Here is a 26,410-nt window from a genome sequence, read left to right as displayed (position 1 = left end):
CGCAGAGACCTCCGTGCTCCACGCTCCCGACAGCGGGAGTCGGCCGATGTCAGCGGCCGCTCAGCCAGGCCTCGACCTCGTCGGCCGTGCGGGGGATTCCGGCTGAGAGGTTCTCGGCCCCGTCCGCGGTCACGAGGATGTCGTCCTCGATCCGAACGCCGATGCCGCGGAACTCTTCAGGGACGGTGAGGTCGTCCGGCTGGAAGTACAGTCCGGGCTCGATCGTGAAGACCATGCCCTCCTCGACGGTCCCGTCGTGGTACATCTCACGCCGTGCCTGCGCGCAGTCGTGCACGTCGAGGCCGAGGTGATGGCTGGTCCCGTGCACCATGTAGCGGCGGTGGTACTGCGCGTCCGGTTCGAGCGACTCCTCGGCGCTGACCGGGAGGATGCCCCATTCGGCCGTGTACCGCGCGATGACCTTCATGGCCTCGGCATGGACGTCGCGGAAGACGATCCCGGGGCGGACGATCGCGAGGGCGGCGTCGGCCGCCTCGCGGACTGCCTCGTAGACGCGGCGCTGCACGGGGGAGAACGTGCCGTTCACGGGGAGGGTCCTGGTGATGTCGGCCGTGTAGAGGCTGTCGACCTCCACCCCGGCATCGACGAGGATCATGTCTCCCGTCGACACCGAACCGTCGTTCCGGGTCCAGTGCAGGATGCAGGCGTGCGGTCCCGATGCGGCGATCGTGTCGTAGCCCACGGCGTTCCCGTCGAGTCGTGCGCGGGTGTAGAACACGCCCTCGACGATGCGCTCTCCGCGGGTCTGGTCGGCGATCCGTGGGAGTTCCGCGACGATGTCGTCGAAACCACGCCGCGTCGCGTCGACCGCGGAACGGAGCTCGGCCACCTCGTAGGCGTCCTTCACGAGCCGGAGCTCGGAGACGAAACGGTCGAGCTCCTCATCGGAGCCGACCGTCCTGTCGCTCTCCGAGGCGACGAATTCGTCGATGTGGGCTGTGGCGACGCCGAGGTCCGCCGCGACCTGCGCGAGCGACGGCCGTGCGCCGATCCAGAACTCGCCGATCGCGGGGTTCGCGTAGAACTCGTTCGAGTCGCGACCAGCCCTCTCGCGGAAGTAGAGGGTCGCCGAGTGTCCTCCGTCGACGGGGTCGAGTGCGAGGACGGCGCCGGGCTCGCTGTCGCTCGCCCACCCGGTGAGGTGGGCGAACGCGGAATGCGGACGGAACGGGTAGTCCGTGTCGTTCGATCGCTGCTTGAGGTCGCCTGCCGGGACGACGACGCGCTGTCCTGCGAAGGCCTGCGACACGAGACGGCGGCGCTCGGCTGCGAAGCCCGAGGCCTCGCGCGCCGGCGGGAGTACGGCGGGCTGCTCCACCCACCCTGTCGAGATGTAGTCCTGGAACCGCGTGCTGTCCGGAGTCGTCGACCGGTTCGTGTTGCCGCCGGCGGGCGCTGACACGGGCGTCTCCGTCTCCGGTGCGACGTCGTCGAGCGCCGCCTCGCCCGTCGGAGCGTCGTCGATGCCGGATGCGTGGTCGGTCGTGGAGGTCGCGTCACTCGAGGTAGCCATGTCCTCCATTCTGGCACCGACGCCCGACGGCGGCCGCGCGGGACGGGTCAGTCCGTGCGGCGGAGCTGGACGAGGATGGGGCGGTGGTCGCTCGCGTCGAGGGAGTCGTCGTCGATGACCCGCATCCCGGTGGCCGACCAGTTGGACGTGGACATGACGTGGTCGATCGGCGTGCCCAGCAGAGGGGGTACGGCTGACGACCACGTGCCGACGGCGGCATTGCCCGTCCGGGCCCCCGCATCGATGCATCGGCCGAGGGTCGCTCCCGTCTCGGTCCCGAGGTCCGCCATGTGATCGATGGTGGCGTTGAAGTCCCCTGCCATGATCACGTTGTCCTCCGTGCACTGGGTCGCCAGCCACTCGAGGTCCGAGCGCCAGTTGTCCATCTGTCCGGGCACGGGTGCGACGGCATGCACGGCGACGATCGTGGGTCCCGACCCACCCGTCGGCTTGAGGACCACGGTGGGGAGCACGGAGGTGTTGCCCACCCGAGCGGCTTCCTCGGCCCGATCGCGGTTGGAGTCGTAGACGCTCTCGTAGTCGCCGAGGCGAGGACTCACGAGGATCGTGGTGGATCGGGCCTTCGCGATCTTGTCGAACCAGACCGTGTGGACCCACATCGGGTTGCCGCCCTCTTTCATGAGGAGGGCGACCTCGACGCCCGTCTCCTTCGTCGTCTCGGGGAGGCTCACGATGTCGGCGCCGCTCTCGAGCGCGACCCGTGCGATCGTCTCGGCTCCCGGGGCGTCGCCGAGAGTGTTCCAGCTCAGGACCTTGACGGAGTCGTCCGTCCAGTCCTCGAACGCGGTGTCCCCGAGACCGCGGGCACCCATGACGGCGGCGTTGCCGACGGCGGTCACGACGAAGACGATGGCGATCGTCGCGGCGAACGCGCGAAGCGGTCGAGCGAGCGACAGGAGGGCGAAGACGACGGCGGCGGCGAGGCAGCCCACCACCAGGGCGCCGCGGAGCGCGACGATCTGGGCGACGATCCAGAGGTTCTGAGCCCCGAACAGCTGTGGCCACGTGGCGACGAGGCACGCAAGCGCGATCGCGATCGTGATGAGGGCACCGAGGAGTCTGAGCATGGCGTTGTCACCCTACCGACGACGTGCTGGGAAGGGGCCGAGTCGCGCATGCACCGCGGCATAGGATGGGGGACATGGCGGGCGATCGGCGGTTCAGCGGCCCGAGCGACCTGCATACCCACTCCAGCGTGTCGGACGGCACGGAGACACCCGGTCGGCTCGTGCTCTCCGCCGCGGCCGCCGGACTCGGCACCGTGGCGATCACCGACCACGACTCCACCGCCGGCTGGTCCCAGGCGGCCGACGCCGCAATCGATGCGCGGATCACGCTCATCCCCGGCATGGAGTTCAGCACCCGGCTCGGCTACCGGAGCATCCACCTGCTGGCCTACCTGTTCGATCCTCATGACGCCGATCTCGTCGCGGAGATGACGCGCATCCGCGATGCCCGTCTCATCCGGGCCGAGCGCATCGTCCAGAACCTCTCGCGGGACTACGCCCTCACCTGGGCCGACGTCGTGGCGCAGACGAGCGACGGTGCGACGATCGGTCGCCCCCACATCGCCGATGCCCTCGTGGCCCGTGGTCACGTCCCGACGCGCAGCGAGGCCTTCGCAAGCATCCTGCATCCCTCACGCGGGTACTTCCTCCCGCACTACGCACCCGAACCGGCGGACGCCGTGCGCCTCGTCGTGGCGGCGGGCGGGGTGCCGGTGATCGCCCATCCGGCCACGCGCGGTCGCGGGCTGGTCGTCTCGGACGAGGACGTCGCGGAGCTCGTGCGTGTCGGTCTCGCGGGACTCGAGATCGACCACCGCGAGAACACGACGGCCGGCAAGGAGTCCATCGCCCGGCTCGCTCGTCGGCACGACCTCATCCTCACGGGATCGAGTGACTACCACGGCACGGGAAAGCCCAATCGGCTCGGCGAGAACACGACGTCCGATGCCGCGGTCGACGCCATCATCGAGCGCGGGACGGGATCGCAGCCCGTCTACGGTGCGTCGGGAGCCTGACGCACCGCGGGCCGGAGCAGACGCTGCCGATGCGGACGGCCCCGATCCTCGAGAGAGGATCGGGGCCGTCCGCATCGGTCTATGAACGTCGTGGTGTCAGACCGCCGGTGGCGTGCTGCGGCGGCGGGTGCGGCTCCGTCGACGGGGAGCGCTGTTCCCGTCGTGGTGCTGTCGTCCTCCACCGTCGTGCGTGCCGGCCGACTCGGAGGAGTCGCGGACGGCGTCCTTCGATCGGTTGTCATCCTGCCGCGGGGCGTTGTCTGCACCGGAGCCGTCACGCGTGCGGCGGCGGCGGGTGCCGTCGCGCGGCGGACGATCGCCGGATTCACCGCTTGTGCGGTTGCGCGGCGGAGCGGACGCTGCCGGGGGAGCACTCGCGAGGCGCCCCTTCGTCCCGGCCGGGATGTCGAGGTCGGTGAAGAGGTGCGGGGACGACGAATAGGTCTCGGTGGGCTCCGGCTGACCGAAGTCGAGGGCGCGGTTGATGAGCGCCCACTTGTGGAGGTCGTCCCAGTCCACGAAGGTGACGGCGATCCCGGTCTTCCCCGCGCGCCCGGTGCGACCGACACGGTGGAGGTACGTCTTCTCGTCCTCGGGGATCGTGTGGTTGATGACGTGGGTCACGTCGTCGACGTCGATCCCGCGGGCCGCGACGTCCGTGGCGATGAGCACGTCCTTCTTGCCGGCCTTGAACGCCGCCATCGCTCGTTCGCGCTGCTCCTGGCCGAGGTCGCCATGGACGGCCGCCGCGTTGAAGCCACGATCGTTCAGCTCTTCCACGAGCTTCGCCGCCGCTCGCTTCGTCCGCGTGAAGATGACGGTCTTGCCGCGACCCTCGGCCTGGAGGATCCGCGCGATGACCTCGTCCTTGTCGAGCGAGTGCGCACGGTAGATGAGGTGCTTGATGTTCGCCTGCGTCAGACCCTCGTCCGGGTCGGACGCCCGGATGTGGATCGGCTTGTTCATGAAGCGGCGCGCGAGCGCGACGATCGGCCCGGGCATCGTCGCCGAGAACAGCATCGTGTGGCGCTCCGGCGGCGTCTTGGAGAAGAGCTTCTCGATGTCCGAGAGGAATCCGAGGTCGAGCATCTTGTCGGCCTCGTCGAGCACCATCTCCTGGACCTTCGAGAAGTCGAGGAGGCGCTGGTTGTTGAGGTCGATGAGACGGCCGGGGGTGCCCACGACGAGCTGCGCGCCGGCCTTGATCTGCTCGATCTGCCCCTCGTACGCCTTGCCGCCGTAGATCGAGACGATCTTGGTTCCGCGATTGGCCGCGGCGACCTCGAGGTCCTCCGTCACCTGGACGCAGAGTTCACGCGTGGGCACGACGACGAGCGCCTTGACACCCGGCTCGGGGTTCGCCCCGAGCCGCTGCAGGATCGGCAGGCCGAACCCGAAGGTCTTGCCCGTACCCGTCTTCGCCTGGCCGATGATGTCCTGGCCGGCGAGACCGAGGGGGATCGTCTGCTCCTGAATGGGGAAGGGCGAGAGGATGTTCTTGGCTGCGAGGGCGTCGACCATGTCCTGGTCGACCCCGAGATCACGGAAGTCCACGTATGTATGTGCCTGTTCGGTGCGAATTTCGGTCTACGCCGATATCGTCACGTCCGCGGCGTAGGTCCCCGATCCGGTGCCGGGAATCTCCTCAGACTACCGGACGACGTCGAACGACGACGGGACGTCTCGTCTAGCGGGGTGGCGGGACGGTCATCCCGCGATCACGGAACGCCCCGCGTCTTCAGCTAAAGTGGCGCACGTGGCATCCTGGTTCGGCCGACGCGGTCCTCGAATGGAGATCCCGCGTCTGCGTGCGCGTGGGTCGGCGCGTTCGGTGACCCGAGTCGAGTTCACCGACCTGCATCCCGACCCGGAGAGCTACCTCGGTCGGGCCGCTCGGATCCAGCTCGGCCATGTCGAGACGCTCGGCTCTCTCATCGGCGACTTCGACCGCTTCGACGACAAGGAGCGACTCTCGGTCGCTGCCGGCTTCGCCCTCGCGAAGCATCAGGGTCTGGTGGCGGAGATCGAACGGCGCGACGGCGACGCCGCGCGCTCGATGGCCGAGGCATCGGCCCCGATCGATCACTTCCGTCGGATCACCAGAGGCGAGACGCCTCTCGAATCGCTCCTGTCGTTCCACGTGACGTCTGGACTCCTCGACGATCTCCTCATCGGCCTGACGGCGAGCCTGCCGTCCGATCTCGGGCCTCGTGTCGGAAGCCTTCTGGGGGCCGACGCGGGTACCTCCGGAATCGTAGACATCCTCGAGCGGGAGATCTCCGTGGACCGTCGGACGGGGTCATTCCTCGCGATGTGGGGTCGGCGGCTCGTCGGCGACACTCTCCTGCTCGCGCGCGATGTCGTCGACGTCCACGACGCGCGCGGAGGAGATGCGGTCGAGCCGGTCTTCACCGAGCTCATAGCCGCTCACACGCGGCGGATGGACGCGCTCGGCCTCACCGCCTGATCGCGACGCGACCGGCTGGCGACTCGACGAGCCACCGGAGCGGTCAGCCGCCGAGACTCACGAGTCGGCGCTCGTCGGAAGCCGCTCGGGCACGACCGATGGTGAGCGCCGCCATGACGGACAGTGCCGTCGCCGCGACGAGCGTGACCGCCCAGATCCACCCGCCGTCCCACGGCCACCCGAGCACGGTGAGACCGAGCCACACGATCGACGCGACGATCACTCCGACGGCGGGGACGAGGAGGACTCCGCGCTCACCCCGCCAGGGGAGCGCGTAGTGGGCTGCGAGCCCGACGATCGCTCCGCCGATGGCGATGAAGAGGAGCTCCATGGCTCAGGCGACGAAACCGACGCGACGCTGGTCCTCCGAACCGACCTCGACGTAAGCGAGACCGGCCGTGGGGATGATGAACAGGCTGCCCTTCGAATCCGTCAGGCTGAAGTACGAGCTCTTGTCGTCGAGAGCTGCCTGGATCGTCTTCTTGACGTCCGCGATGGACTCGGACGATTCGAAGCTCACTTCGCGGGGACTGTTCGCGATTCCGATGCGGATTTCCACGGGGGTGCCTTTCGATTGCCTGGATTACGACTCTACGACACGCCGCACCGGCCGACGCCCAGCGGAACCTCGCCGTGAGCGAACAGTGCTCGGCGACGAGCCGTCGCCACGACGGGCGATGTCGGAGGCCCGGGTTACCGTGAGACCGTGAATCCCGAACGCCACCCGAACCCAGCACGACCGCCGTCCGACGGATCCGTCGTGGGCACCATCGTGGGTACACGGCTCGTGCTCGACGGCGACCAGGAACGCGTCCTCTCGGTGCCCGACGGCAGCAACCTCGCGGTTCTCGGGGCGCCGGGAACGGGAAAGACCACCGTGCTCGTCGAGCTCATCGCCGACCGCGTCACGCACCGCGGGTACGAGACGGACGAGGTGCTCGTCATCGCCGCCGACCGTCGAGCGGCCACTCGACTCCGCGACGTTCTCGCCGCTCGGGTGGCCGTCCCCACGTCGGGTCCGCTGGCGCGAGCGCTCACCTCGTTCGCCTTCAGCATCGTCGTGTCGGGGAACGCGGCTGCGGGGCTCCCGGCGCCGCGACTCCTGACCGGAGGCGAGCAGGATGTGATCATCGCAGACCTCCTCTCGGGAGACGACGAGGACGGTCGCAGCGGCGATTGGCCGGCGCACCTCGACGCAGACGTTCGACGCCTTCCGGGGTTCCGCGGTGAGCTCAGGGAGCTCATGGCTCGCGCCGTCGAGTCTCACGTGTCACCGCAACTGCTCTCGGAGCTCGGCGATCGACGGATGCGACCGGCGTGGCGGGCGGCCGGCCGGTTCATCGAGGAGTACCACGAGGTGGTCGACAGCTTCCGCGACCAGTTCTACGACTCCACGGAGCTCATCCATCGGGCCACCGAGATCGTCGAGTCGGCGGGCGTCGACGGTACGGGGCTCGGGGCGTTCTCACGCTTGCGCCTGCTCGCGGTCGACGACGCCGAGGAACTCAGCGCTGCCGGGGCCGAGCTGTTGCGGGCGTTCTCGCGCCGCGGCGTCGCGATCGTCGTAGCGGGGGATCCGGATGTGGCCAGCGGTGGTTTCCGTGGAGCGAGTCCCGACGTCGTCGGGCGGCTGCCCCAGATCCTCGACGCTCCCGCCGGTTCGGTCGTCCTCGGAACCGGCTATCGGGGCACCCGGGAGCTGGCAGCCGTGTACGAGCGCATCGTGTCGAAGGTCGGCACGGCGGCGGCCGGTGCGCAGCGGCGGGTGGATCGTCCCGATCGGTCCGACGACGCGTCGGTGCTCGTCTCGACGCCGTCGTCGGTCGCAGAGCAGGTGTCGATCGTCGCCAGGGAGCTGCGGGAACGGCATGTCTTCGGGCGTGTCCCGTGGCACGACATGGCTGTGGTCGTGAGGAGCCGTTCGCAGATCGCCGCGATCGAGCGAGGACTCGCCGGGCTCGAGGTTCCCACGCGCGTGCTCGCCGGCGGCACGGCTCTGCGGGACGACCCGTCGGTGCGTGCCTTCGTCCTCGCGGGCAGGATCGCGTTGGGGGAGTGCGCACTCGACGCCACAGCCGCCGTCGATCTGCTCACGAGTGTTCTCGGCGGGTTCGATCGAGTCGAACTGAGGCGTCTGAGAGCCGCTCTGCGACAGCGGGAGGCCGATCTCGAGGGGAATCGCTCGGCCGACGAGCTCCTCGTCGACGCGATGCAGGTCCCGGGGTCGCTCACCGATCTCGACACACGCACAGGTCGCAAGGCGCAGTCGCTCGCAGACAATCTGCGTGCCGCCGCCGCGAGCGCAGTCGGAAGCGCCTCGGTCGAGGAGCTCCTCTGGGGCCTCTGGGAACGAAGCCGTCTGGAGCGGCCCCTCGTCGACGCATCGAAGGGGTCGGGACTCGCCGCCGAGGAAGCGGACCGCGTCCTCGATGCCATCGTCGCGCTCTTCGCGGCGGCCCGACGCGCTGTGGAGCGGTCTCCTGGCGATGCGCCCGCACGATTCCTGGACCACCTCATGGAGTCGGACCTCCCGGAGGACACCCTGGCGCCGCGGGCGGCCGCATCGGCCGTCGTCATCACGACACCCGCCGGCACCGTCGATCGTGACTTCGACACCGTGGTCGTGTGCGGGCTCCAGGAGAACGGGTGGCCGAACATGAGGCAGCGAGGGACGCTTCTTTCGAGCGGCGCTCTCGCTGACGCGGCCGCCGGCATCGACCCGACACCGGCGGACGCCCGTACCATCGTCCTCCACGACGAACTGCGACTTCTCGCCCGAACCGTGTCCCGAGCGCGCAACAAGCTCGTGGTGAGCGCCGTCTCGGGCGAGGACGCGTCGCCGAGTCCGTTCCTCCCGCTCTTCCCCCCGCCCACCGATGGCCTCGTCGAGCGGCACCCTCTGTCGTTGCGAGGACTCACCGCCCGGCTGCGTCGCGACCTGATCGTCGCCCTCGAGCGGAGCGAGCATGCCGCGGCGGAGCGCGCCGCCGTGTCGCTCGCTCGTCTGGTCCACGCCGGTGTCGACGGAGCGTCGCCCGACGACTGGTCCGGGCTGCTCGCGCCATCGACGGACGCCCCGCTCGTCGATGCCGACGAGATCGTCCGGGTCTCACCGTCGCGTGTGCAGGCCTTCAGAACGTGCGGCCTCCACTGGCTCATCGACGAGCTCGGTGGGTCGACCTCGACTGTCGCCTCGGGGCTCGGCACGCTGCTCCACGAGGTCGCCGAGACGACGGAGAGCTCCGACGCAGCAGACATCTGGGCCGCCATGGCGACACGATGGAAGGAACTGCCGTTCGAGGCCGACTGGCAGGCAGGAGTCGAGGAGCTGAAAGGGAAGGACCTCGCCAGGCGTCTGGCGGCCTACGTCACCGCCTTCGAAGCGCGCGGTGGCCGGGTCGTCGGCAAGGAAGTGGCCTTCGAGGTGCCGATCGCGTTGGACGAGGCGTCCGCGCAGACGGTGGCGGACGCGCGGGCTGACGCGAGGCCCGCGCTCGCGGTCCTGAGGGGATCGATCGATCGTGTGGAGATCCTGTCCGACGGCACCGTCGACATCGTCGACCTCAAGACGGGCAAGCACGAGGCGACCAGCGATGCCGGTGTCGTCGACAACCCGCAGCTCGGGGCGTACCAGCTCGCGTTCCATGACGGCGCCGTGCCCGACGTCGACGGTCGTGACGGTGCCGGCGCAAAGCTCGTCGTCCTGTCGGGGACAGCGAAGACGAAGCCGTTCTACGAGCCGCGTCAGGCGGCGTTCACCTCGGAGGAGGCCGACGCCTTCCGTCTCTCGATCGCGCGGACGGCCATCGAGATGTCCGGCGCCGAGTTCCTCGCCCACGTGTCGACCCACTGCCTCGACCCGTTCTCGTTCGGGCGCTGCCGCATCCATGTCATCCCGGAGGTGACGTCGTGACAGGGAGAGGGACGATGCGGTCGGCGGGTGAGATCGCTGCAGCCATCGGCCTGCCCGGGCCCACGGGCGAGCAGACGGCCGTCATCGAGTCCGGGCTCTCGCCGTCACTCGTCGTCGCGGGCGCGGGGAGCGGCAAGACCGAGACGATGGCGAACCGCGCGGTCTGGCTCGTGGCGAACGAGGCGGCAGCGCCCTCGCAGATCCTCGGGCTCACCTTCACACGCAAGGCCGCCGGCGAGCTCTCGGAGCGGGTCCAGCGCCGCCTCCGGGACGGCGCAGCCGCCGGAGCGCTCGACCTCGACGCCGACGACGTGTTCGAGCGACCCACGATCGCCACCTACAACTCGTTCGCCGACGGCCTCTTCCGCGAGAACGCCCTCCTCGTCGGGAGAGACCCCGAGTCCGCTCTCATCGGCGACGCGGCGGCGTGGCGACTGGCGCGCCGTATCGTCGTCGAGCACGGCGACGAGAGACTCATCGGCATCGGGAAGTCCATCGACCAGGTCACCGAGGCCGTCGTGCGACTGTCCCATGCTCTCGCCGACAACATCGCGTCGGCCGGCGATGTCAGGCGCCTGGTGGAGCAGTTCCTCCGACTACCCGATCTGCCATACGGGGGGTCGAAGCGCACGCCGTACGTCCGGGTGACGCAAGCCGTCGAAACGGTCTCGGCGCTCGCTCCGCTCACCGATCTCGCCGAGCGGTTCGCCGAGGAGAAACGGCGCAGGGGGCTCGTCGAGTTCTCCGATCAGGTGGCTCTCGCCCTCGCGGCGTGCCGTCGCGACCCATCGATCGTCGAGTCCTACCGGGAGCGATATCGGGTCGTCATCCTCGACGAGTACCAGGACACCTCGGTCGTGCAGACGCGCCTCCTTGCCCTCCTGTTCGCCGACCACCCGGTCATGGCCGTCGGCGATCCGCACCAATCGATCTACGGATGGAGGGGAGCGAGCGCGGACAATCTGTCGCGGTTCGGCCGGGATTTCTCCGGTTCTGTCCCGGCCGCCAGCTACACCCTCTCCACCAGCTGGCGGAACGACACGGTCATCCTCGATGCGGCGAACGCCCTCGTCGAGCCTCTCCGCCGGGACCAGCCGGTTCCCGTCCCGGCCCTCGGGGCGCGTCCAGGTGTCCAACCCGGAGTGCTCGACGTGTCGTTCGAGGAGACGATCGACGACGAGGCAGCGCGTGTCGCCGACTGGATGCACGCTGTCGTCCACGAGGGTGCGCTGCGTTCGGGTCCCGCTCGGTCCGATCCGCCCCCGACCGCGGCCATCCTGTTCCGCGTGCGCCGGCACATGGACCTCTTCGCCCGCGCCCTCGGAGACAGAGGCGTGCCCCACCGGATCCTCGGTCTCGGCGGACTCCTGTCGTCACCGGAGATCACCGACCTGGTGGCCGCACTCCGCGTCTGCCACGATCCCACGGCCGGGTCCTCGCTCATCCGGGTCCTCGCCGGGCCGCGATGGCGCATCGGAGTACGTGACCTCCGCGAGCTGAGGGCGCTCGCCTCCTGGCTCGAGCGTCGTGACGTCCGTTCATCCCGGCTGAGCGACGAGGTCATCGCCCGGATCCGAGCGTCGGTCGCGGCCGACGGGTCCGTCTCGATCGTCGACGCCCTCGACGCCCTCCGGGATATGCCGGACGGTCATGTGGCGCTCGAGGGGTTCAGCCAGCAGGGGCTCTCCCGGTTGAGGGACGCCGCACATCTCTTCCGGCTCTTCCGCAGCCGTGCCGGAGTACCCGTCCTCGACTTCATCACGCTCGTCACAACGGGTCTCCGCCTCGACCTCGAGGTCGTCGCCAACCCCTCGGCATCGTCGCTCCGTACGGCACATGCGCGCCTGCATGCCTTCACCGACGAGATCTCCTCCTTCCTCGCCAGCGAGGAGTCCCCGACCCTGGGGAGCGTCCTCGCCTGGATCGATCGGGCCGAACGTCAGGACATGATGGGTCCACGATCGGAGTCGGCGGAGCCCGGAGAGGTGCAGCTCCTCACGATGCACGGATCGAAGGGGCTCGAGTGGGATGCGGTCGCCGTGGTCCGCATGGTCGAACGAGAGTTCCCCGCTGCATCGAAAGACGGCAGAGGATGGCTGTCGTTCGGTGAGCTGCCCTACGACTTCAGGGGGGACTCCCTCGAGCTACCGGCGCTCGCGTGGCGCGCGGCGGAGACACAGCAGCAGGTCGACGCGGCCGTCGTCCGATTCTCGGAGGAGCTGGCGGAGCGTCATGCACTCGAGGAACGGCGACTGGCCTACGTCGCGCTCACGCGGGCGCGTTCCCGGCTTCTCGTGAGCGGATCGTTCTGGGCCGAGCAGAAGACGCCGAGACGACCGAGCGCGTTCCTCCGCGATCTCGAGCAGGAGGGGATCATCGAGGCGCTCCCGGACGGACCGCGTTCGGACGAGAATCCCCTCGCGGCTGACGAGGACCTCCTCGTCTGGCCGCGCGATCCGCTCGGCTCGCGGCGACGGTCGGTCGAACGTGCAGCGCACCTCGTCACGTCGGTGGCGAGCGACGGCCCCGCCCCCGAGGAGGAGGCCACCGGGGCGTATGCGGAGAGCATCGATCTGCTCCTCGCGGAGCGGGCCGCTCGCGAGATCCAGACGCGAGGCACGATCCCCTCGCGGATCGCCGCCTCACGATTCAAGGACTATCTGAGCGACGCCGACGCGGTGGTCGCCTCGATCGAGCGGCCCGTTCCCGAGAGGCCGTACCGTCAGACCCGGCTCGGTACCTTGTTCCACTCGTGGGTCGAGCAGAGGTTCGGGGCCACCGGTTCGCCTGAGACCATCGACGCTCTCCTCGAGGAGATGGATCTCGACGAGGACGACGGGTCGCTCGACACCTCCACTGGAGGGATCGAAGGCGATGACGACGGCTTCGCGGCGCTTCGCGCGACATTCGAGCGCTCAGAATGGGCGGATCTACGACCGATCGAGGTGGAGCGCGAGATCCACGCGATGATCGCTGGGCGCATCGTCGTATGCAAGCTCGATGCCGTCTACGATCGCGACGGGGTCCACCAGATCGTGGACTGGAAGACGGGGCGCCCCCCGAAGAACGACGCCGAGCTCGAGGAGCGTCAGATCCAGTTGGCGCTCTATCGCCTCGCCTACGCGGCGTGGGCCGGCATCGAGCCCGAAGCCGTGGACGCCGTCTTCTACTACGTCGGCGACGACGAGGTCATCCGCCCGAGACGCTTCTATTCGGAGGAGGAGCTGCGGTCGCGCTGGGAAGCCGCAGTGGGATCCGCCTGACCGTGGCCGTCACCTCCACCGACAGCCGTGATGTCGTCAGCATGAACGTCGCCGGTCGCCGTGCGGCGATCGCTCCAGGCCGCGGTGTCGAACTCCACCGTCTCCCGGGAGCTCGCTCGTGCCCGCCGCGCGCGCTCCTCGTCGGAGAGCGTCGACCGCAGCGACCCGTCGAGGATGTCGATCGGCCCCGTCTCGGCGTCAGGCGTCGACACGGCGTGTTCGGGCGCGTCGACGTCGTCGCGGCCGGGTCCGTCGGCATCGGCGCTGTCGTCATCCGCGTCGCTGCGCCCTCCGAGGACGTTCTCGATCTCCGAGCGGTCGTACGAATCCGTCTCCATGCCTGTTCCGCCGCTGGAGGAACTCGTGCGGGGCGTGCGCTGCAGCAGGGTCTCCACGTCGGCCACCGACAGAACGGGTCCCGTCTGCTGGGACAGCGGATTCATCACATCGCCGAGCACGTGTTCGACCAGCCCGTCCAGCATCGACACCGCATCGTCGACGATGGACTGGTCGTGGGCATCCTTGCCGTGCAGAAGCCAACGTGCGAGCTCGAGTTCGGCATACAGCATCGCCCGCACGCGGATGCGAGAGTCCGGTGTCCGACTCGACGCGGCGGCGTACGCGGCGAAGACGCTGTCAGCGGCCTCTCCGGCACCTGAGAGCCAGTGGAGGTCGTGGGCGGGATCCGAGAGGCGGAGTCCGCTCCACCCGATCATCCCGACGACGATCTGGCCCACCTCGTGATCGGCGATCACGAAGGACTCGGCGGATGCGGTCCCGTTCACGACCGTGGGGTTGAACTGCCACAAGGCATCGTCGCCGATCGCGTCGGTCCAGCGGGTGCCGACGGCGGCCGGCAGCAGGCGTGTCGCCATGGCGCGCTCCACGACGCTCGACGCCTCGGTGCGTGAGTCATCGGCCGATTGGACAGGGAGGCCGACATCGCCCACGAACGACCCGGGAACCGCGTGCAGGGCCGCGATGGCCCCACCGATCGACGTCGCCACGCCGTCTCCGCCAGGGAGCGTCTCGGCGTTCACCTGGAAGCCCGCGATGTATGAGGACACGACGGCGCGGGTATCGCCGGCCGGGGTCTGACCGAGGACGACGGGAACGCTGAAGGGAAGCCGACTGCGGATGCCGTCCGTGAGCGCCGAGAGAGCGATCAGTTCCCTGGCCTGTTCGGTCTCCGCGCGCTGTGAAGTGGGGACGCGGACGACGACCTCGTCTCCTGTCGCGGTTCGAAGCAGGGCCGAATCGAAGTCACCCGTCGCACCGAGCCCGAGCGGACCGCTGCCGACGACGGTCAGGCCGGGGACGGCCGAGGTCGCGAGCGCGGCTAGAGTGAGATGGGATCTGGCCATGCCTCCTAGGGTAGGTCGCCTGCCCGTGCCAGGAGCCCGCGCCACGCCTGTCCGATTGGGGTTCGATGATTCCGCCCGTGCGCCCACTGGGTGATTTTCCGCTCTCGAGGTCCGCCCTCGACCGTGATCAGCTCTCGCGGTCCGCCGACGGATTCGTCGCAGCGGCCCTCACCGATCCCCGATCGAGGATCGTACGTCTCGGTGCCGGCCGGATGCGGGTGCGGCAGAACGCTCTCGTCCTCGAGCAGGTCTCGGAGGCGGATGCCGCGGAGGCGGGCAGTGCGGTCTACCTCGGGCGGACGGTCGACGACGATGGAGACATCGATGCCGGCACGCCGATCCTGCTCCTCGCGTCGGCCGAGGCCGGCGACGACGACGAGCGAACCGGTGTCCAGTGGCTGAGCCCGAGGGACATGGCCCACCTCTTGTCCGATCGGGACGCGGGGATAGCCTCCGAAGCGGCGGCCGTCGCCGCGTGGCACCGCTCGTCGCGGTTCTGCTCCAATTGCGGAACGGAGACCGTCGTTCGAAACGCCGGTTGGATGCGAGCCTGCCCGAACTGCGGTGTCGACCACTTCCCCCGGACGGATCCCGCCGTGATCGTCCGAATCGTGCACGATGACCGCATCCTGCTCGGCTCGAGCGCGCTCTGGCCGGAAGGACGGTACTCGCTCCTCGCCGGATTCGTCGAGGCGGGGGAGTCCATCGAGGCCGCCGTCCTGCGGGAGGTCGAGGAGGAGTCCGGCATGCGCCTCGCCTCTCCGACATACCTCGGTTCCCAGCCATGGCCGTTCCCCCGCTCCCTCATGCTCGGCTACCATGCCGAGTTGGCACCGGACCAGGACCCGGACGCGATCTCCCGCGACGAGGAAGAGCTCGACGACGTGCGGTGGTTCTCGCGAGAGGAGCTCCTCGCATCCGATTCGCGCGTGACGCTCCCCGGTCCCACGTCGATCGCACGGGCGATCATCGACGACTGGTTGCGGGGCGACGAGAGACAGTGACGCCGGATCTCCTCGACGGACTGGACGAACAGCAGCGACGTGCAGCGGAGGCGCTGCGCGGTCCCGTCTGCATCCTCGCCGGCGCCGGCACGGGGAAGACGCGGGCGATCACGCACCGAATCGCTCACGGTGTGGCGACGGGCACCTACGCCCCGAACCGCGTCCTCGCCCTGACCTTCACGTCCCGGGCCGCTGCCGAGCTGCGTTCGCGCCTTCGCGCTCTCGGTGCCGGCGGGGTGTCGGCTCGGACGTTCCACGCCGCAGCCCTCAGCCAGCTCGGCTACTTCTGGCCGCAAGCGGTCGGCGGGACGCTTCCGCAGGTCGTGTCGAGCAAAGCGACGCTCCTCGCGCACGCGGCCGATCGCGCGCGTATCGCCGTCGACACGGCGACCCTGCGGGATGTGGCATCCGAGATCGAATGGCGGAAGGTCACCGGTCGCAGTCTGGACCAGTACGCGCTCGCCGGTCGACCGGTGCCGGGGTCCCTCACCCTGGACATGGTCGTCGACCTGCAGCGAGCCTACGAGGCGCTGAAGGACGAACGACGCCAGTTCGACTTCGAGGACGTCCTCCTCGCGTGCGCCGGGATGCTCGAGCAGGAGCCCCGTGTCGCTCTTCAGGTGCGCGAGCAGTACCGATTCTTCGTGGTGGACGAGTACCAGGACGTCTCGCCGGCGCAACAGCGACTTCTCGAGCTGTGGCTCGGAGACCGCCGCGACGTCTGCGTGGTCGGCGATGCGAGTCAGACGATCTACTCCTTCGCCGGAGCATCGTCGTCGTATCTCCTCGACTTCGAGCGCACCCACAAGGACGCCCTCGTCGTGCGTCTCGAGCACAACTACCGGTCGTCCCGATCCGTCGTGGACACGGCGAACCGACTCATGAGAGGTCGACCGGGCGCGCTCAGCCTCACGGCGTCGCCGGGCTCGGCCGACGACCTGCCCGGCGAGTTCGACGGCGGCCTGCCCGTCGTCACGGCCCACCGTGACGACGCCTCCGAGGCGTCCGCGACGGCGGACGCCATCGCGGCCCTCGTGCGATCGGGCACTCCGGCCTCGGACATCGCGGTGCTCTACAGGGTCAACGTCCAGGCGGCCGCGATCGAGCGCGCCCTCGCGGACCGGGGCATCGGCTCCCACGTGCGGGGTGCCACCCGCTTCTTCGATCTGCCGGAGGTGAAGCGGGCCATCATGGCCCTGCGCGGCGCATCGGTGGCGGTCACGGGCGAGCCCCTGTTCAAATCGGTTAGCGATGTCCTCCGGTCACTCGGGTGGACCCACGTCGCGCCCGAGCAGCGGGGCGCCGTTCGCGACAAGTGGGAATCGCTCAACGCCATCATGGGGCTGCTCGACGACGCGCCGGAGGGGACGACCCTGCGCCAGTTCACCGACGAGCTGCTCGAACGACAGTCGGCTCAGCACGAGCCGACCCTCGACGCGGTGACTCTCGCGACCCTCCATGCATCGAAGGGCCTCGAATGGGACACCGTCTTCCTCATAGGGCTCACCGAGGGCCTCGTCCCGATCAGCTACGCGAAGTCGTTCGAGGCGATCGACGAGGAACGCCGCCTGCTCTACGTCGGCGTCACGCGGGCACGTCGTCGACTGCGGGTCTCGTGGGCCGCGTACGGCGCACGATCGACGATGCCGCGTGAACCGTCGCGTTTCCTTGCGGAGATCGGCATCCGCACTCGGGATGAACGCGGTAGCGGCGGACGACGGGGAACGGGGCAGCGCTGATCTCCATCGCACGGTCGACGAGGGGATCGACGCTGCGTGTGTCGTGCGCGACCACGAGTCGGACGGCGAGGGCCGCGATCTCGGAGACGGTGGCGCCGGTCTCCCGCGGGGATGGGCGCCCGTCGAGTTGGCTCGCGATGACGGGCCAGGCTCCGTCGTCGTCTACCCTGGCGCGGTCCCGGCAGTAGAGGCACGGGCCTCGACCAGGCTGGACGAACGGGCCGACGACGGTCGAGTCGTCGCCGTGGACCACGGCGAGATGGTCGATGTCGCGCCCCAGCCACACGGCGTAGCGTGACGGCGCGATCGTGTACTGACCGACGATCACGGCAACGTCGGCGTCGTCCGGGTGCGCGACCACGGAGATCCCGTCGAGTGCGGCGAGTTCCGCGATCTTCTCGGCGGTCGCCCCGCGTCCGTCGATCGCCAGGCGGAGGGCACGCGATCGCGGCACGACGTGGGGAGGAACGAAAGCCGGTTCGAGCCGTCGGATGAGAGACGCCGCGTCGGTGGGCGTGCCACCGACCTGCGTCGCGACCACGGCGAGAGCTTCCCGTGTCGTGCCGACGAGCAGCGCGGAGACGAGCCGTTCGTCGAGCGCTGCGACGTTCTCAAGGACCACGGCCGAGGCGCCGAGTCCGATCTGGAGGGTCGTGGGTGTCCGCCAGACGAGGCTTCTGGTGGGGTCGATGCGCAGAATCATCCGCACATGGTGGCTCACGAGTCACGGACCCCGCTCGTGCTGTCCACAGTGTGACGGAACGGCGGGGTCCCGGCCCGGGCTCACACGCTCGGAGGCGGGTCCTCACGTCGTGGACCGCTGCCGGATGGGTCGTCTCCTGATGGGCCGTCACCCGATGGGCCGTCGACGGCCGGACCGTCTGTAGCGTCCGCTCCGCGGAGCAGTTCGTCGAGGGCGTCGTCCATCTCGTCCCGCTCCGGTTCCTCGCCGCGCGATCGGGCCTCGAGTGCGGCGATGAGGCCGGCCGGGTCGTCGACGTCGTCACCGGACGGCATGAGGTCGGGGTGCGACCACAGCGAGTCGCGGAGCTCGGGACCGACGGCTGCCGTGACGGCCGTCCACATCGCGGCGGCCTCGCGCAGCCGTCGCGGTCGCAGTTCGAGCCCGACGAGCGTGGCGAAGGCCGATTCGGCCGGTCCGCCGGTGGCGCGGCGCCGGCGGACCGTCTCGGCGACGGCGTCGGCATTGGGCAGGCGTCGCGTCGCCTCGTTCGTCACGACGTCGACCCAGCCTTCGACCAGGGCGAGCGTGGTCTCCAGTCGCCGGAGCGTCGCAAGCTGTGTCTCGCTCTTCGGGGGGATGAGGGAACCGTCGACCAGCGCGGCCCGCAACTCCTCGGGGTTCGACGGATCGAAGCTCTCGGCCAGTGACTCGAGACGGTCGGTGTCGACGCGGATGCCGCGCGCGAACTCCGTGATCGACGAGATGAGGTGGAGTCGTAGCCAGCGCGCGTGGCGGAACAGTCGGGCGTGGGCGAGCTCGCGCACCGCGAGGTAGAGCTGCACCTGGTCGTCGGCGAGCTCGAGACCGTCGCCGAAGGCCCGCACGTTCTGGGGCAGGATCGCCACGACGTTGTCGTCGAGCAGCGGGATGCCGACGTCCCCGCCGGAGACGACCTCCGTCGAGAGCTGGCCGACGACCTGGCCGAGCTGCATGGCGAACATCGTCCCGCCGAGGCCCCGGAGAAGCTTGCTGGCACCAGCGATCATGCCCTGCATCTCCTCGGGCGCCTGCTCCTCGAGGACACGAGTGAGTGCGTCGGAGATGCTCGTGGCGACCGGCTCGGCGAGCTCGGACCAGACGGGCATGCTCGCGCGCACCCACTCGGCGCGCGACATCAGTCGGGGTTCGGCCGTGAGTTCGGTGATGCTCGTGGCGTCGGCGAGCCACAGCGACGCGACGTGGAAAGCCTGCTCGAGCGCGGTTCTGTCGGCGGCCGAGGTCACGACGGTGCCTGTCGTCGCGATCTGTGTCGCCTGGTCGGTCGAGACCTTCCAGTCGATGCCGTCGCCCTGGTTGCGCATCGCCGCCTGGAACTGCGCCATCATGGCCGCGACGGCCGTCGGGTCCGAGGGGAGGCCTGCGGCTCCGGCAAGGCTCGACGCGTCCACTCCGCCCTGGCCGGACAGGAGGTTCTGCAGCATCTCGCGCAGTTGGTCCTCTGGGGACTTGTCGTCGTCTTCAGCCATCTCGGTCACCTTCCAGCGAGCACCGTGTCGGGCCATCTACGCTAGTCGCTGAACCTGACGGAATGTCGCGGTGCGGGCCAGGGGTCGTCCGCCCGCCGCGAACACCGCGGAAAGGACCCCTGACGTGTCTCTCTTCGACGACGATCTCGTCGTGCACCCGGCTCAAGCCGCTCCTCGTCGTGCGCGTCGTCGTGGACACACGGCCGGGTGGATCGCCCTCGCCGTCGCCTTCCTGCTCCTCGCGGTCCTCGCCCTCGCGCCCAGTCCATACGTGGTGCAGCAGCCGGGGCCGGTGTTCGACACCTTGGGTACGGTCCCGACCGGTGATGACGGCGACGAGGTGCCGATGATCGAGATCGAGGGAGCCGAAACGTACGAGACCGACGGCTCGCTCGACATGCTGACCGTCAGTGTGGTCGGAACGCCGGAGCAGCGGCCGACCTGGTTCGAGGTCGCGTCGGCGTGGTTCGACTCCAGCAAGGCCGTCCTGCCGATCGACTCGGTGTACCCGCCGGGAGTCACGAGCGAGCAGCGCGACGAGGAGAACCAGACCCTCATGACCGACTCCCAGCAGACGGCGGTAGCAGCCGCATTGCGCTCGCTCGGCTACGACATCGGTCAGCAGGTCACCGTCGGCGACCTCTCGGACGGAGCCCCGGCCGACGGCGTCCTGGAGGTCGGTGACGTGATCGAGAGCGCCAACGGCGAAGCCGTGACGGACGTCACCACGCTCCGCCGGATCATCGCCGACAACGGCGCGTCGAAGCCTGTCTCGTTCGAGGTCCTGCGCGATGGCGAGGAGCTCACGGTCGAAGTCACGCCGGCCGAGCAGACTCTCGACGACGGCAGCTCGAGCGTCGCCGTCGGCATCATCGCCGCGAGCACCTACGACTTCCCGTTCGACGTGTCGATCCAGCTCGAGAACGTGGGTGGTCCGAGTGCCGGCATGATGTTCGCGCTCGGCATCATCGACAAGCTCACGGAGGGGCCGCTGAACGACGGGCGCACGGTCGCGGGGACCGGCACGATCGATGACACCGGGGCCGTCGGTCCGATCGGCGGAATCCGCCAGAAGCTGTACGGCGCGAAGAACGCCGGCGCAGAGTTGTTCCTCGCTCCTGCGTCGAACTGCGACGAAGTCGTCGGTCACGTGCCCGACGGACTCGACGTGTACGCCGTCTCGACGCTCGACGACGCACTCGAGGTGCTCGAGACGACGGGGGAGGGGGGAGACACCTCCTCGCTCACCACGTGCGACGAGGTCGTCGCGGGCTGATGCTCAGCCAGCCGACGTAGGATTGGGTGCACCTCCCAAACCGATGAAGGCCAACACGCAATGACCTCTGCATCCACCGCCCGCTCAGAGTCACCCAGCAGGAGACGCCTCCCGCTCGCGATCACGCTCGTCGTGGTCGGAGCGCTCGTGGTCGCGTTCTTCCTGTTCTCGGGTCTCTACACCGACTACCTCTGGTTCGCCCAGCTGGGATACTCGTCGGTCCTCACAACCCAATGGGCGGCCGTGGCGGTGATGTTCGCCATCGGATTCGTCGCGATGGCCGTGCCGGTGTGGCTCAGTCTCACCCTCGCGTACCGCCTCCGACCGGTCTACGCGAAGCTCAACTCGCAGCTCGACCGGTATCAGGAGCTCGTCGAGCCCCTTCGCCGTCTCGCGATGTGGGCGATCCCCGCCGTCCTCGGACTCTTCGCCGGGCTCTCCGCCTCGAGCCGCTGGGAGACCACCCTCCTCTGGCTGAACCGCACCGTCACGGGCACCACCGACCCGCAGTTCGGGCTCGACCTCTCGTTCTACCTGTTCGAGCTCCCGTTCTACCGCGGTGTCGTCGCCTTCGCGTCGGCCGTCGTCCTCATCTCCGCCCTGCTCACCGCGGCCGTCGCCTACCTGTACGGCTCGGTCCGTGTCAACGGTCGCGAGCTGCGCATCTCGAAGTCGTCCCGCATCCAGCTCGCGATCCTGGCGGGTCTCTACCTGCTCCTGCAGGCCGTGAGCATCTGGCTCGACCAGTACGTCACGCTGACACAGACGGGCGACCTCATCACGGGTGCCGCATACACCGACGTGAACGCCACGATCCCCGCACGCCAGATCCTCGCGGGCATCGCCGTGCTCATCGCCGTGCTCTTCTTCGTCACGGCGTTCATCGGACGGTGGCGCTTCCCGCTCGTCGGCACCGCACTCCTGCTCGTCGCCAGCGTCGTCGTCGGATCGCTCTACCCGTGGGTGGTGCAGCGCTTCTCCGTCGACCCGAACGCACGTGTCCTCGAGCAGCCGTACATCCAACGGAACATCGACATGACACGCGATGCGTTCGACGTGGCCGACGTGGAGGAGGTCGCGTACTCGGCGACCACCGAGGCCTCTCAGGGGGCGCTCCGTTCGGACGCCGAGACCACAGCGTCGATCCGCATCATCGATCCCGCCATCGTCAGCCCGGCTGTGACCCAGCTCGAACGCTTCAAGACCTATTACGGGTTCAACAGCGAGCTCGACGTCGACCGGTACGACATCGACGGCGAGAGCCAGGACACCGTGATCGCGGTTCGCGAGCTGCGGCAGTCAGGTCTCGGCGATGGTTCGTCCTGGTACAACAACACCGTCGTCTACACGCACGGATACGGTGTCGTCGCGGCATACGGAAACCAGCGGTCGTCCGACGGTCAGCCCGTCTTCTTCGAGTCGGGCATCCCCACGAGCGGCGAGCTCGGCGACTACGAGCCGCGCATCTACTTCGGCGAGCAGTCGCCCCAGTACTCGATCGTCGGAGCACCGGAGGGATCCGACCCGAGAGAACTCGACTACCCGTCGGGCGAGGACGGCGCGACCGAGACCTACAACACGTTCGACGGCGACGCCGGGCCGAAGCTCGACACGGTGTTCAACCGCCTCGTGTACGCGCTCAAGTTCCAGTCGGAGCAGATCTTCCTGTCCGACGCGGTGAACAGCGAATCCCAGATCCTCTACGACCGCGACCCGGTGCAGCGCGTCCAGAAGGTCGCGCCGTATCTGACGCTCGACTCCGACCCGTACCCGAGCGTCGTCGACGGCGAGGTCGTGTGGATCGTCGACGGCTACACGACGTCAGACGCCTACCCGTACTCCCGCACGGTGAGCCTCTCGAACTCGATCGCCGACTCGGATTCCGAGGCCCAGCGCTACGCGATCGACGACATCAACTACATCCGCAACTCGGTGAAGGCGACGGTGAACGCGTACGACGGCACGGTCACGCTCTACGCGTGGGACGAGTCGGACCCCGTGCTGCAGACGTGGCAGAAGATCTTCCCGTCGACCGTGAAGTCGATCGACGAGATGTCGGGCGACCTCATGAGCCACGTCCGTTACCCGACCGACCTGTTCAAGGTGCAGCGTGCGATCCTCGGCCAGTACCACGTGACCGACGCCGGACGCTTCTACTCGAGGACGGACGCGTGGCAGACGCCTGCGGACCCGCAGGAGTCGGCTGACACGAACAGTCTGCAGCCGCCGTATTACCTGACGCTGCAGATGCCGGGGCAGGACGAGCCGTCCTTCTCGCTCTACTCGACGTTCATCCCGCGAGGCGCCTCGAGCGAGGACGCGTCGAACGTCCTCAAGGGCTACCTCGCTGTGGACGCGGACGCCGGGTCCGAAGACGGGGTGAAGGGCGACGGATACGGCAAGCTCCGGCTGCTGACGATGCCGGATGAATCGACCGTGCCGGGCCCCGGACAGATGCAGAACGACTTCAACTCGGATCAGACCGTGTCGTCCCTCATCAACATCCTGAGGCAGGGCCAGACCGACGTGCTCAACGGAAACCTGTTGACCCTCCCTGTCGGTGGGGGATTGCTCTACGTCCAGCCGGTCTACGTCCAGTCCACGGGTGAGACGAGCTACCCGGTCCTGCAGAAGGTGCTCGTGGGCTTCGGCGATCAGATCGCGTTCGAAGACACGCTCGATCAGGCGCTCGACTCCTTGTTCGGCGGCGACTCGGGTGCGAGCGCCGGTGACGGCGACGTTCCCACCGAGAACGAGGGCGGCGGTGAGGAGACACCCACGGACCCGGACACCGGTGGCGGCGCAGACACCCCCTCGACGGGGATCGACGCCGAACTCGCGGCCGCTCTGGCGGACGCGCAAGCCGCGATGGAGGAGAAGCAGGCGGCCCTCGAGGCCGGCGATCTCGCCGCCTTCGGCGAGGCCGACGACAAGCTCACGGCTGCCGTCGATCGCGCCCTCGAACTGCTCGGGGAATAGCCGATCGGGGCGGCCGGGAGGCCGCCCCATCGGCTCGATTCGACGCCGTGCAGATCCCGTGCTAGAGTAAATTCTTGTGCCGCGGGGTGGAGCAGTTCGGTAGCTCGCTGGGCTCATAACCCAGAGGTCGTAGGTTCAAATCCTGCCCCCGCAACAAAGACAGGCCCGGAATCATTGATTCCGGGCCTGTTCCTTTTAAGGTCAACTGCCGCGTATGGGACGCAGGGGGTCTGCCGTGGCCGAGGGTGTGGTCACCAGCGACCGGAGGCGGATGCGGGCGCACCGTAGCAGGGTGTGGGGGGCTCGCGCATCGGGCGGCGGTACGCGGTTCCGGCGACCTACAGTGACGGAATGGTCAGGCTGCGTCGGAGTGTCTCCTCAGGTCCCGGATGGACGCGACGGAAGTCCGGGAGGGGATTCCGCTACCTGGACGAGTCCGGGGCCACCATCACGGATCCGGAGGCGCGGGAACGTCTCGTCGACCTGGTCATCCCACCGGCCTGGGCCGACGTGTGGATCTCGCCGTACGCCAACGGGCACATCCAGGCCGTCGGAACCGACGAGGCCGGTCGCCGGCAGTACATCTACCACGAGGCGTGGCGCGAGAAGCAGGACATCGCGAAGTTCGAACGCTCCCTCGACCTCGCCGGCGCGCTACCGGGGGTGCGTCCGACCGTCACGCGGCATCTGCGGGGGGATCCGACGTCGAGGGATGCGGTGTTGGCCGCGATGTTCCGACTGCTCGACACGGCCGCCCCTCGCATCGGAGGAGCGCGCTACGCCGACGAGAACGGCTCGTACGGGCTGTCGACCCTGCTCGGAGAGCATCTGCTGATCTCCGGGGACGTCGTGACGCTCCACTTCCCCGGTAAGAGCTCGCAGCAGTGGCACTCGGAGATCACGGACGGCGACCTCGCCACCGTCCTCCGCTCGCTGCGGCGCCGTCGAGGGAAGGCCTCGCGCGTCTTCGCCTGGAAGAACGGCCGGCGCTGGCGGGTCCTCTCCGCGGAGGATGCGAACGACTACATCAGGGGGCTGGCAGGCGAGGCCTTCAGTGCGAAGGACTTCCGCACCCTTCATGGCTCATCGGTCGCCGCGCAGTCGCTTGCTCTCACGGGGCCGGAGGAGACCATGACGGCCCGCAAACGAGCCGTCGTGACGGCCGTGAAGGCCGCATCCGCGACGCTCGGCAACACACCGGCGATCGCCCGCTCGAGCTACATCGATCCGCGGGTCCTGACGCTCTACGAGAACGGCCGAACCGCGCGCCCCGCCCGCGGACACGCCGGCGAAGCCGCTCTCGTCGACCTGCTCCGACCCGGCGCCACCGAGGCGATCTCCTAGTCGGGCCGCCTCAGGGACGCAGCGCGGCGAGGCGCGCCGACGCGTCCTCGAGCACCGGGAGCCTCTTGCAGAACGCGAAACGCACGAGGGACCGGTAGGACGCGCGGGAGCCGGTCGAGACGAAAGCCGTGACCGGCACGCCGACGACACCGGCGAGGTCGGGGAGCCGGGCGCAGAGGGACTCGGCATCGTCGAAGCCCAGGGGAGCCGCGTCCACGACAGTGAAGTACGACCCGGCCGGGATGGAGACGTCGAATCCCGCGCTCCGGAGTCCGCTTGTCAGGAGATCCCGTTTGTCACGGAGGGACGAGGCGATGTCGTCGAACACCCGGTCGGACAGATCGAGCCCGCGGGCGATCGCCGGCTGGAACGGCGAACCGTTGACGTAGGTGAGGAACTGTTTCACGGTGAGCGCAGCGGTCACGAGGCGGGCGGGGCCGATCAGCCAGCCCACCTTCCATCCCGTCGTGTTGAACGTCTTGCCGGCGGAGGAGACGGTGATGGTGCGCTCCCAGGCGCCGGGCATCGTGCTGATCGGGACATGGGGGCGGTCGAACGTTAGGTGTTCGTAGACCTCGTCGGTGAGGATCACGGCATCGTGCCGGTGCGCGAGATCCACGATGAGCTCACGCGTCGTGGCGTCGAATGTCGCACCCGTCGGATTGTGGGGATCGTTGACGAGGATGATCCGGGTGCGATCCGTGACCGCGGAACGGAGCTCGTCCGGATCGGGAGAGAACGTCGGCCACCGGAGGGGCACCGTGACGAGGCGCGCCCCGGCGAGAGCGACGAGGCCGGCGTAGGCGTCGTAGTACGGCTCGAAGGTCACGACCTCGTCGCCCGGCCCGGCGAGCGCGAGGATCGACGCAGCGAGCGCCTCCGTCGCACCGGCTGTGACGAGGACCTCCGTGCCCGGGTCGACCTCGAGCCCGTAGAACCGCCTCTGGTGCCGCGCGATGGACTCCAGGAGGGCTGATACACCCCGGCCGGGCGGGTACTGGTTGGCGCCTGACGCGATCGCTTCTCTGGCCGCCTCGAGGACCTCGATCGGACCGTCCTCATCAGGGAAGCCCTGCCCGAGGTTGATGGCTCCGGTTCGCGTGGCCAGCGCGCTCATCTCGGCGAACACGGTCGCCGCGATCGTGCCGTCAGCTCGCAGCAGACCGGCTCCTTCGCCGACACGACGCCACGGCCCATTGTCGTTGGTCATTCCTCCAGGCTAGCGACCGAGACCCCCGGCGAGGATTCGGCTCGGCCAAAGCTCACTCACAG

17 protein-coding genes and 1 tRNA gene are annotated in these 26,410 nt (G+C 69.0%); 10 read left to right on the top strand and 8 right to left on the bottom strand.

Features of this window, described 5'->3' with window-relative positions; genetic code table 11:
- Nucleotides 1–49: 49 nt before the first annotated feature.
- Entirely contained in the window at nucleotides 50–1,534 is a 1,485-nt protein-coding gene (locus CLV49_RS17675; protein WP_106564712.1) for an aminopeptidase P family protein, read from the bottom strand.
- A 47-nt stretch (nucleotides 1,535–1,581) separates the two neighbouring features.
- Nucleotides 1,582–2,622: an endonuclease/exonuclease/phosphatase family protein gene (locus CLV49_RS17670; RefSeq protein WP_106564711.1), complete on the bottom strand. Its 1,041-nt coding sequence runs from the start codon at nucleotides 2,620–2,622 to the stop codon at nucleotides 1,582–1,584.
- A 74-nt stretch (nucleotides 2,623–2,696) separates the two neighbouring features.
- Here CLV49_RS17670 and CLV49_RS17665 point away from each other — a divergent pair, with 74 nt between their 5' ends.
- On the top strand, nucleotides 2,697–3,578 hold the full coding sequence (locus CLV49_RS17665) for a PHP domain-containing protein (protein WP_106564710.1): 882 nt from the start codon (nucleotides 2,697–2,699) through the stop codon (nucleotides 3,576–3,578).
- Between the two features lie 96 nt (nucleotides 3,579–3,674).
- Here the strand turns inward: CLV49_RS17665 and CLV49_RS17660 are convergent, their stop codons facing one another.
- Nucleotides 3,675–5,099, bottom strand: coding sequence for a DEAD/DEAH box helicase (locus CLV49_RS17660; protein ID WP_208019826.1), 1,425 nt, complete (start codon nucleotides 5,097–5,099; stop codon nucleotides 3,675–3,677).
- 310 nt (nucleotides 5,100–5,409) lie between these two features.
- Between CLV49_RS17660 and CLV49_RS17655 the strand changes: the two genes are divergently transcribed.
- The gene (locus tag CLV49_RS17655; protein ID WP_243696507.1) at nucleotides 5,410–6,045 is read left to right on the top strand and encodes a ferritin-like fold-containing protein; all 636 of its coding nucleotides are present in this window, start codon (nucleotides 5,410–5,412) and stop codon (nucleotides 6,043–6,045) included.
- A gap of 43 nt (nucleotides 6,046–6,088) precedes the next feature.
- On the opposite strand, the gene CLV49_RS17650 is transcribed toward CLV49_RS17655, so the two are convergent.
- Complete coding sequence (locus CLV49_RS17650; protein ID WP_106564707.1) at nucleotides 6,089–6,376, bottom strand: hypothetical protein; 288 nt, start codon at nucleotides 6,374–6,376, stop codon at nucleotides 6,089–6,091.
- A 3-nt stretch (nucleotides 6,377–6,379) separates the two neighbouring features.
- Nucleotides 6,380–6,604, bottom strand: a complete 225-nt coding sequence (locus tag CLV49_RS17645) for a DUF3107 domain-containing protein (protein WP_106564706.1) — start codon at nucleotides 6,602–6,604, stop codon at nucleotides 6,380–6,382.
- Nucleotides 6,605–6,805: 201 nt separating this feature from the next.
- On the opposite strand from CLV49_RS17645, the gene CLV49_RS17640 reads away from it, so the two are divergent.
- Together CLV49_RS17640 and CLV49_RS17635 are read left to right on the top strand one after the other, a co-directional pair.
- Nucleotides 6,806–9,958: an ATP-dependent DNA helicase gene (locus CLV49_RS17640; protein ID WP_158262002.1), complete on the top strand. Its 3,153-nt coding sequence runs from the start codon at nucleotides 6,806–6,808 to the stop codon at nucleotides 9,956–9,958.
- Entirely contained in the window at nucleotides 9,955–13,221 is a 3,267-nt protein-coding gene (locus CLV49_RS17635) for an ATP-dependent helicase (protein ID WP_244906357.1), read from the top strand. The genes CLV49_RS17640 and CLV49_RS17635 overlap by 4 nt, the downstream gene beginning before the upstream one ends.
- On the opposite strand, the gene CLV49_RS17630 is transcribed toward CLV49_RS17635, so the two are convergent.
- Entirely contained in the window at nucleotides 13,167–14,585 is a 1,419-nt protein-coding gene (locus CLV49_RS17630) for a phosphotransferase (RefSeq protein ID WP_106564703.1), read from the bottom strand. The two genes, CLV49_RS17635 and CLV49_RS17630, sit on opposite strands and share 55 nt — an antisense overlap.
- Nucleotides 14,586–14,797: 212 nt before the next feature.
- On the opposite strand from CLV49_RS17630, the gene nudC reads away from it, so the two are divergent.
- On the top strand, nucleotides 14,798–15,589 hold the full coding sequence (gene nudC / locus CLV49_RS17625) for an NAD(+) diphosphatase (RefSeq protein ID WP_243696675.1): 792 nt from the start codon (nucleotides 14,798–14,800) through the stop codon (nucleotides 15,587–15,589).
- Nucleotides 15,586–17,328 carry an ATP-dependent helicase gene (locus CLV49_RS17620; RefSeq protein WP_106564701.1) on the top strand — a complete coding sequence of 581 codons (1,743 nt, stop codon included), beginning with the start codon at nucleotides 15,586–15,588 and terminating at the stop codon, nucleotides 17,326–17,328. Before nudC ends, CLV49_RS17620 begins: the two co-directional genes overlap by 4 nt.
- Nucleotides 17,329–18,111: 783 nt before the next feature.
- Here the strand turns inward: CLV49_RS17620 and CLV49_RS17615 are convergent.
- Nucleotides 18,112–19,539 (bottom strand): zinc-dependent metalloprotease, encoded by a 1,428-nt coding sequence (locus tag CLV49_RS17615; RefSeq protein WP_106565205.1) that lies wholly within the window; start codon nucleotides 19,537–19,539, stop codon nucleotides 18,112–18,114.
- Nucleotides 19,540–19,663: 124 nt separating this feature from the next.
- Between CLV49_RS17615 and CLV49_RS17610 the strand changes: the two genes are divergently transcribed.
- From CLV49_RS17610 to CLV49_RS17595, 4 genes are all read left to right on the top strand, one after another.
- Nucleotides 19,664–20,815: a YlbL family protein gene (locus tag CLV49_RS17610; RefSeq protein ID WP_106564700.1), complete on the top strand. Its 1,152-nt coding sequence runs from the start codon at nucleotides 19,664–19,666 to the stop codon at nucleotides 20,813–20,815.
- A gap of 60 nt (nucleotides 20,816–20,875) precedes the next feature.
- Complete coding sequence (locus CLV49_RS17605) at nucleotides 20,876–23,794, top strand: UPF0182 family membrane protein (RefSeq protein ID WP_166426841.1); 2,919 nt, start codon at nucleotides 20,876–20,878, stop codon at nucleotides 23,792–23,794.
- An 80-nt stretch (nucleotides 23,795–23,874) separates the two neighbouring features.
- Nucleotides 23,875–23,948, top strand: a tRNA-Met gene (locus CLV49_RS17600).
- Nucleotides 23,949–24,145: 197 nt separating this feature from the next.
- Nucleotides 24,146–25,138: a DNA topoisomerase IB gene (locus CLV49_RS17595; protein ID WP_106564699.1), complete on the top strand. Its 993-nt coding sequence runs from the start codon at nucleotides 24,146–24,148 to the stop codon at nucleotides 25,136–25,138.
- A gap of 10 nt (nucleotides 25,139–25,148) precedes the next feature.
- On the opposite strand, the gene CLV49_RS17590 is transcribed toward CLV49_RS17595, so the two are convergent.
- Nucleotides 25,149–26,348 (bottom strand): aminotransferase class I/II-fold pyridoxal phosphate-dependent enzyme, encoded by a 1,200-nt coding sequence (locus CLV49_RS17590; RefSeq protein ID WP_106564698.1) that lies wholly within the window; start codon nucleotides 26,346–26,348, stop codon nucleotides 25,149–25,151.
- Nucleotides 26,349–26,410 lie beyond the last annotated feature (62 nt).

It is taken from the genome of Labedella gwakjiensis, from assembly GCF_003014675.1.
Taxonomy (GTDB): Bacteria; Actinomycetota; Actinomycetes; order Actinomycetales; family Microbacteriaceae; genus Labedella; species Labedella gwakjiensis.
Note: the sequence above shows the minus strand (reverse complement) of the source record. Positions and strands in the feature narration are given on the sequence as shown.

What these genes read in the sequence shown, in the direction of transcription:
- CLV49_RS17670 (WP_106564711.1), bottom strand. Translation starts at nt 2,622, where the DNA reads ATGCTCAGACTCCTCGGTGCCCTCATCACGATCGCGATCGCGCTTGCG.
- CLV49_RS17675 (WP_106564712.1), bottom strand. Translation starts at nt 1,534, where the DNA reads ATGGCTACCTCGAGTGACGCGACCTCCACGACCGACCACGCATCCGGC.
- CLV49_RS17660 (WP_208019826.1), bottom strand. Translation starts at nt 5,099, where the DNA reads ATGGTCGACGCCCTCGCAGCCAAGAACATCCTCTCGCCCTTCCCCATT.
- CLV49_RS17650 (WP_106564707.1), bottom strand. Translation starts at nt 6,376, where the DNA reads ATGGAGCTCCTCTTCATCGCCATCGGCGGAGCGATCGTCGGGCTCGCA.
- CLV49_RS17605 (WP_166426841.1), top strand. Translation starts at nt 20,876, where the DNA reads ATGACCTCTGCATCCACCGCCCGCTCAGAGTCACCCAGCAGGAGACGC.
- CLV49_RS17665 (WP_106564710.1), top strand. Translation starts at nt 2,697, where the DNA reads ATGGCGGGCGATCGGCGGTTCAGCGGCCCGAGCGACCTGCATACCCAC.
- CLV49_RS17630 (WP_106564703.1), bottom strand. Translation starts at nt 14,585, where the DNA reads ATGGCCAGATCCCATCTCACTCTAGCCGCGCTCGCGACCTCGGCCGTC.
- nudC (WP_243696675.1), top strand. Translation starts at nt 14,798, where the DNA reads ATGCGGGTGCGGCAGAACGCTCTCGTCCTCGAGCAGGTCTCGGAGGCG.
- CLV49_RS17595 (WP_106564699.1), top strand. Translation starts at nt 24,146, where the DNA reads ATGGTCAGGCTGCGTCGGAGTGTCTCCTCAGGTCCCGGATGGACGCGA.
- CLV49_RS17590 (WP_106564698.1), bottom strand. Translation starts at nt 26,348, where the DNA reads ATGACCAACGACAATGGGCCGTGGCGTCGTGTCGGCGAAGGAGCCGGT.
- CLV49_RS17615 (WP_106565205.1), bottom strand. Translation starts at nt 19,539, where the DNA reads ATGGCTGAAGACGACGACAAGTCCCCAGAGGACCAACTGCGCGAGATG.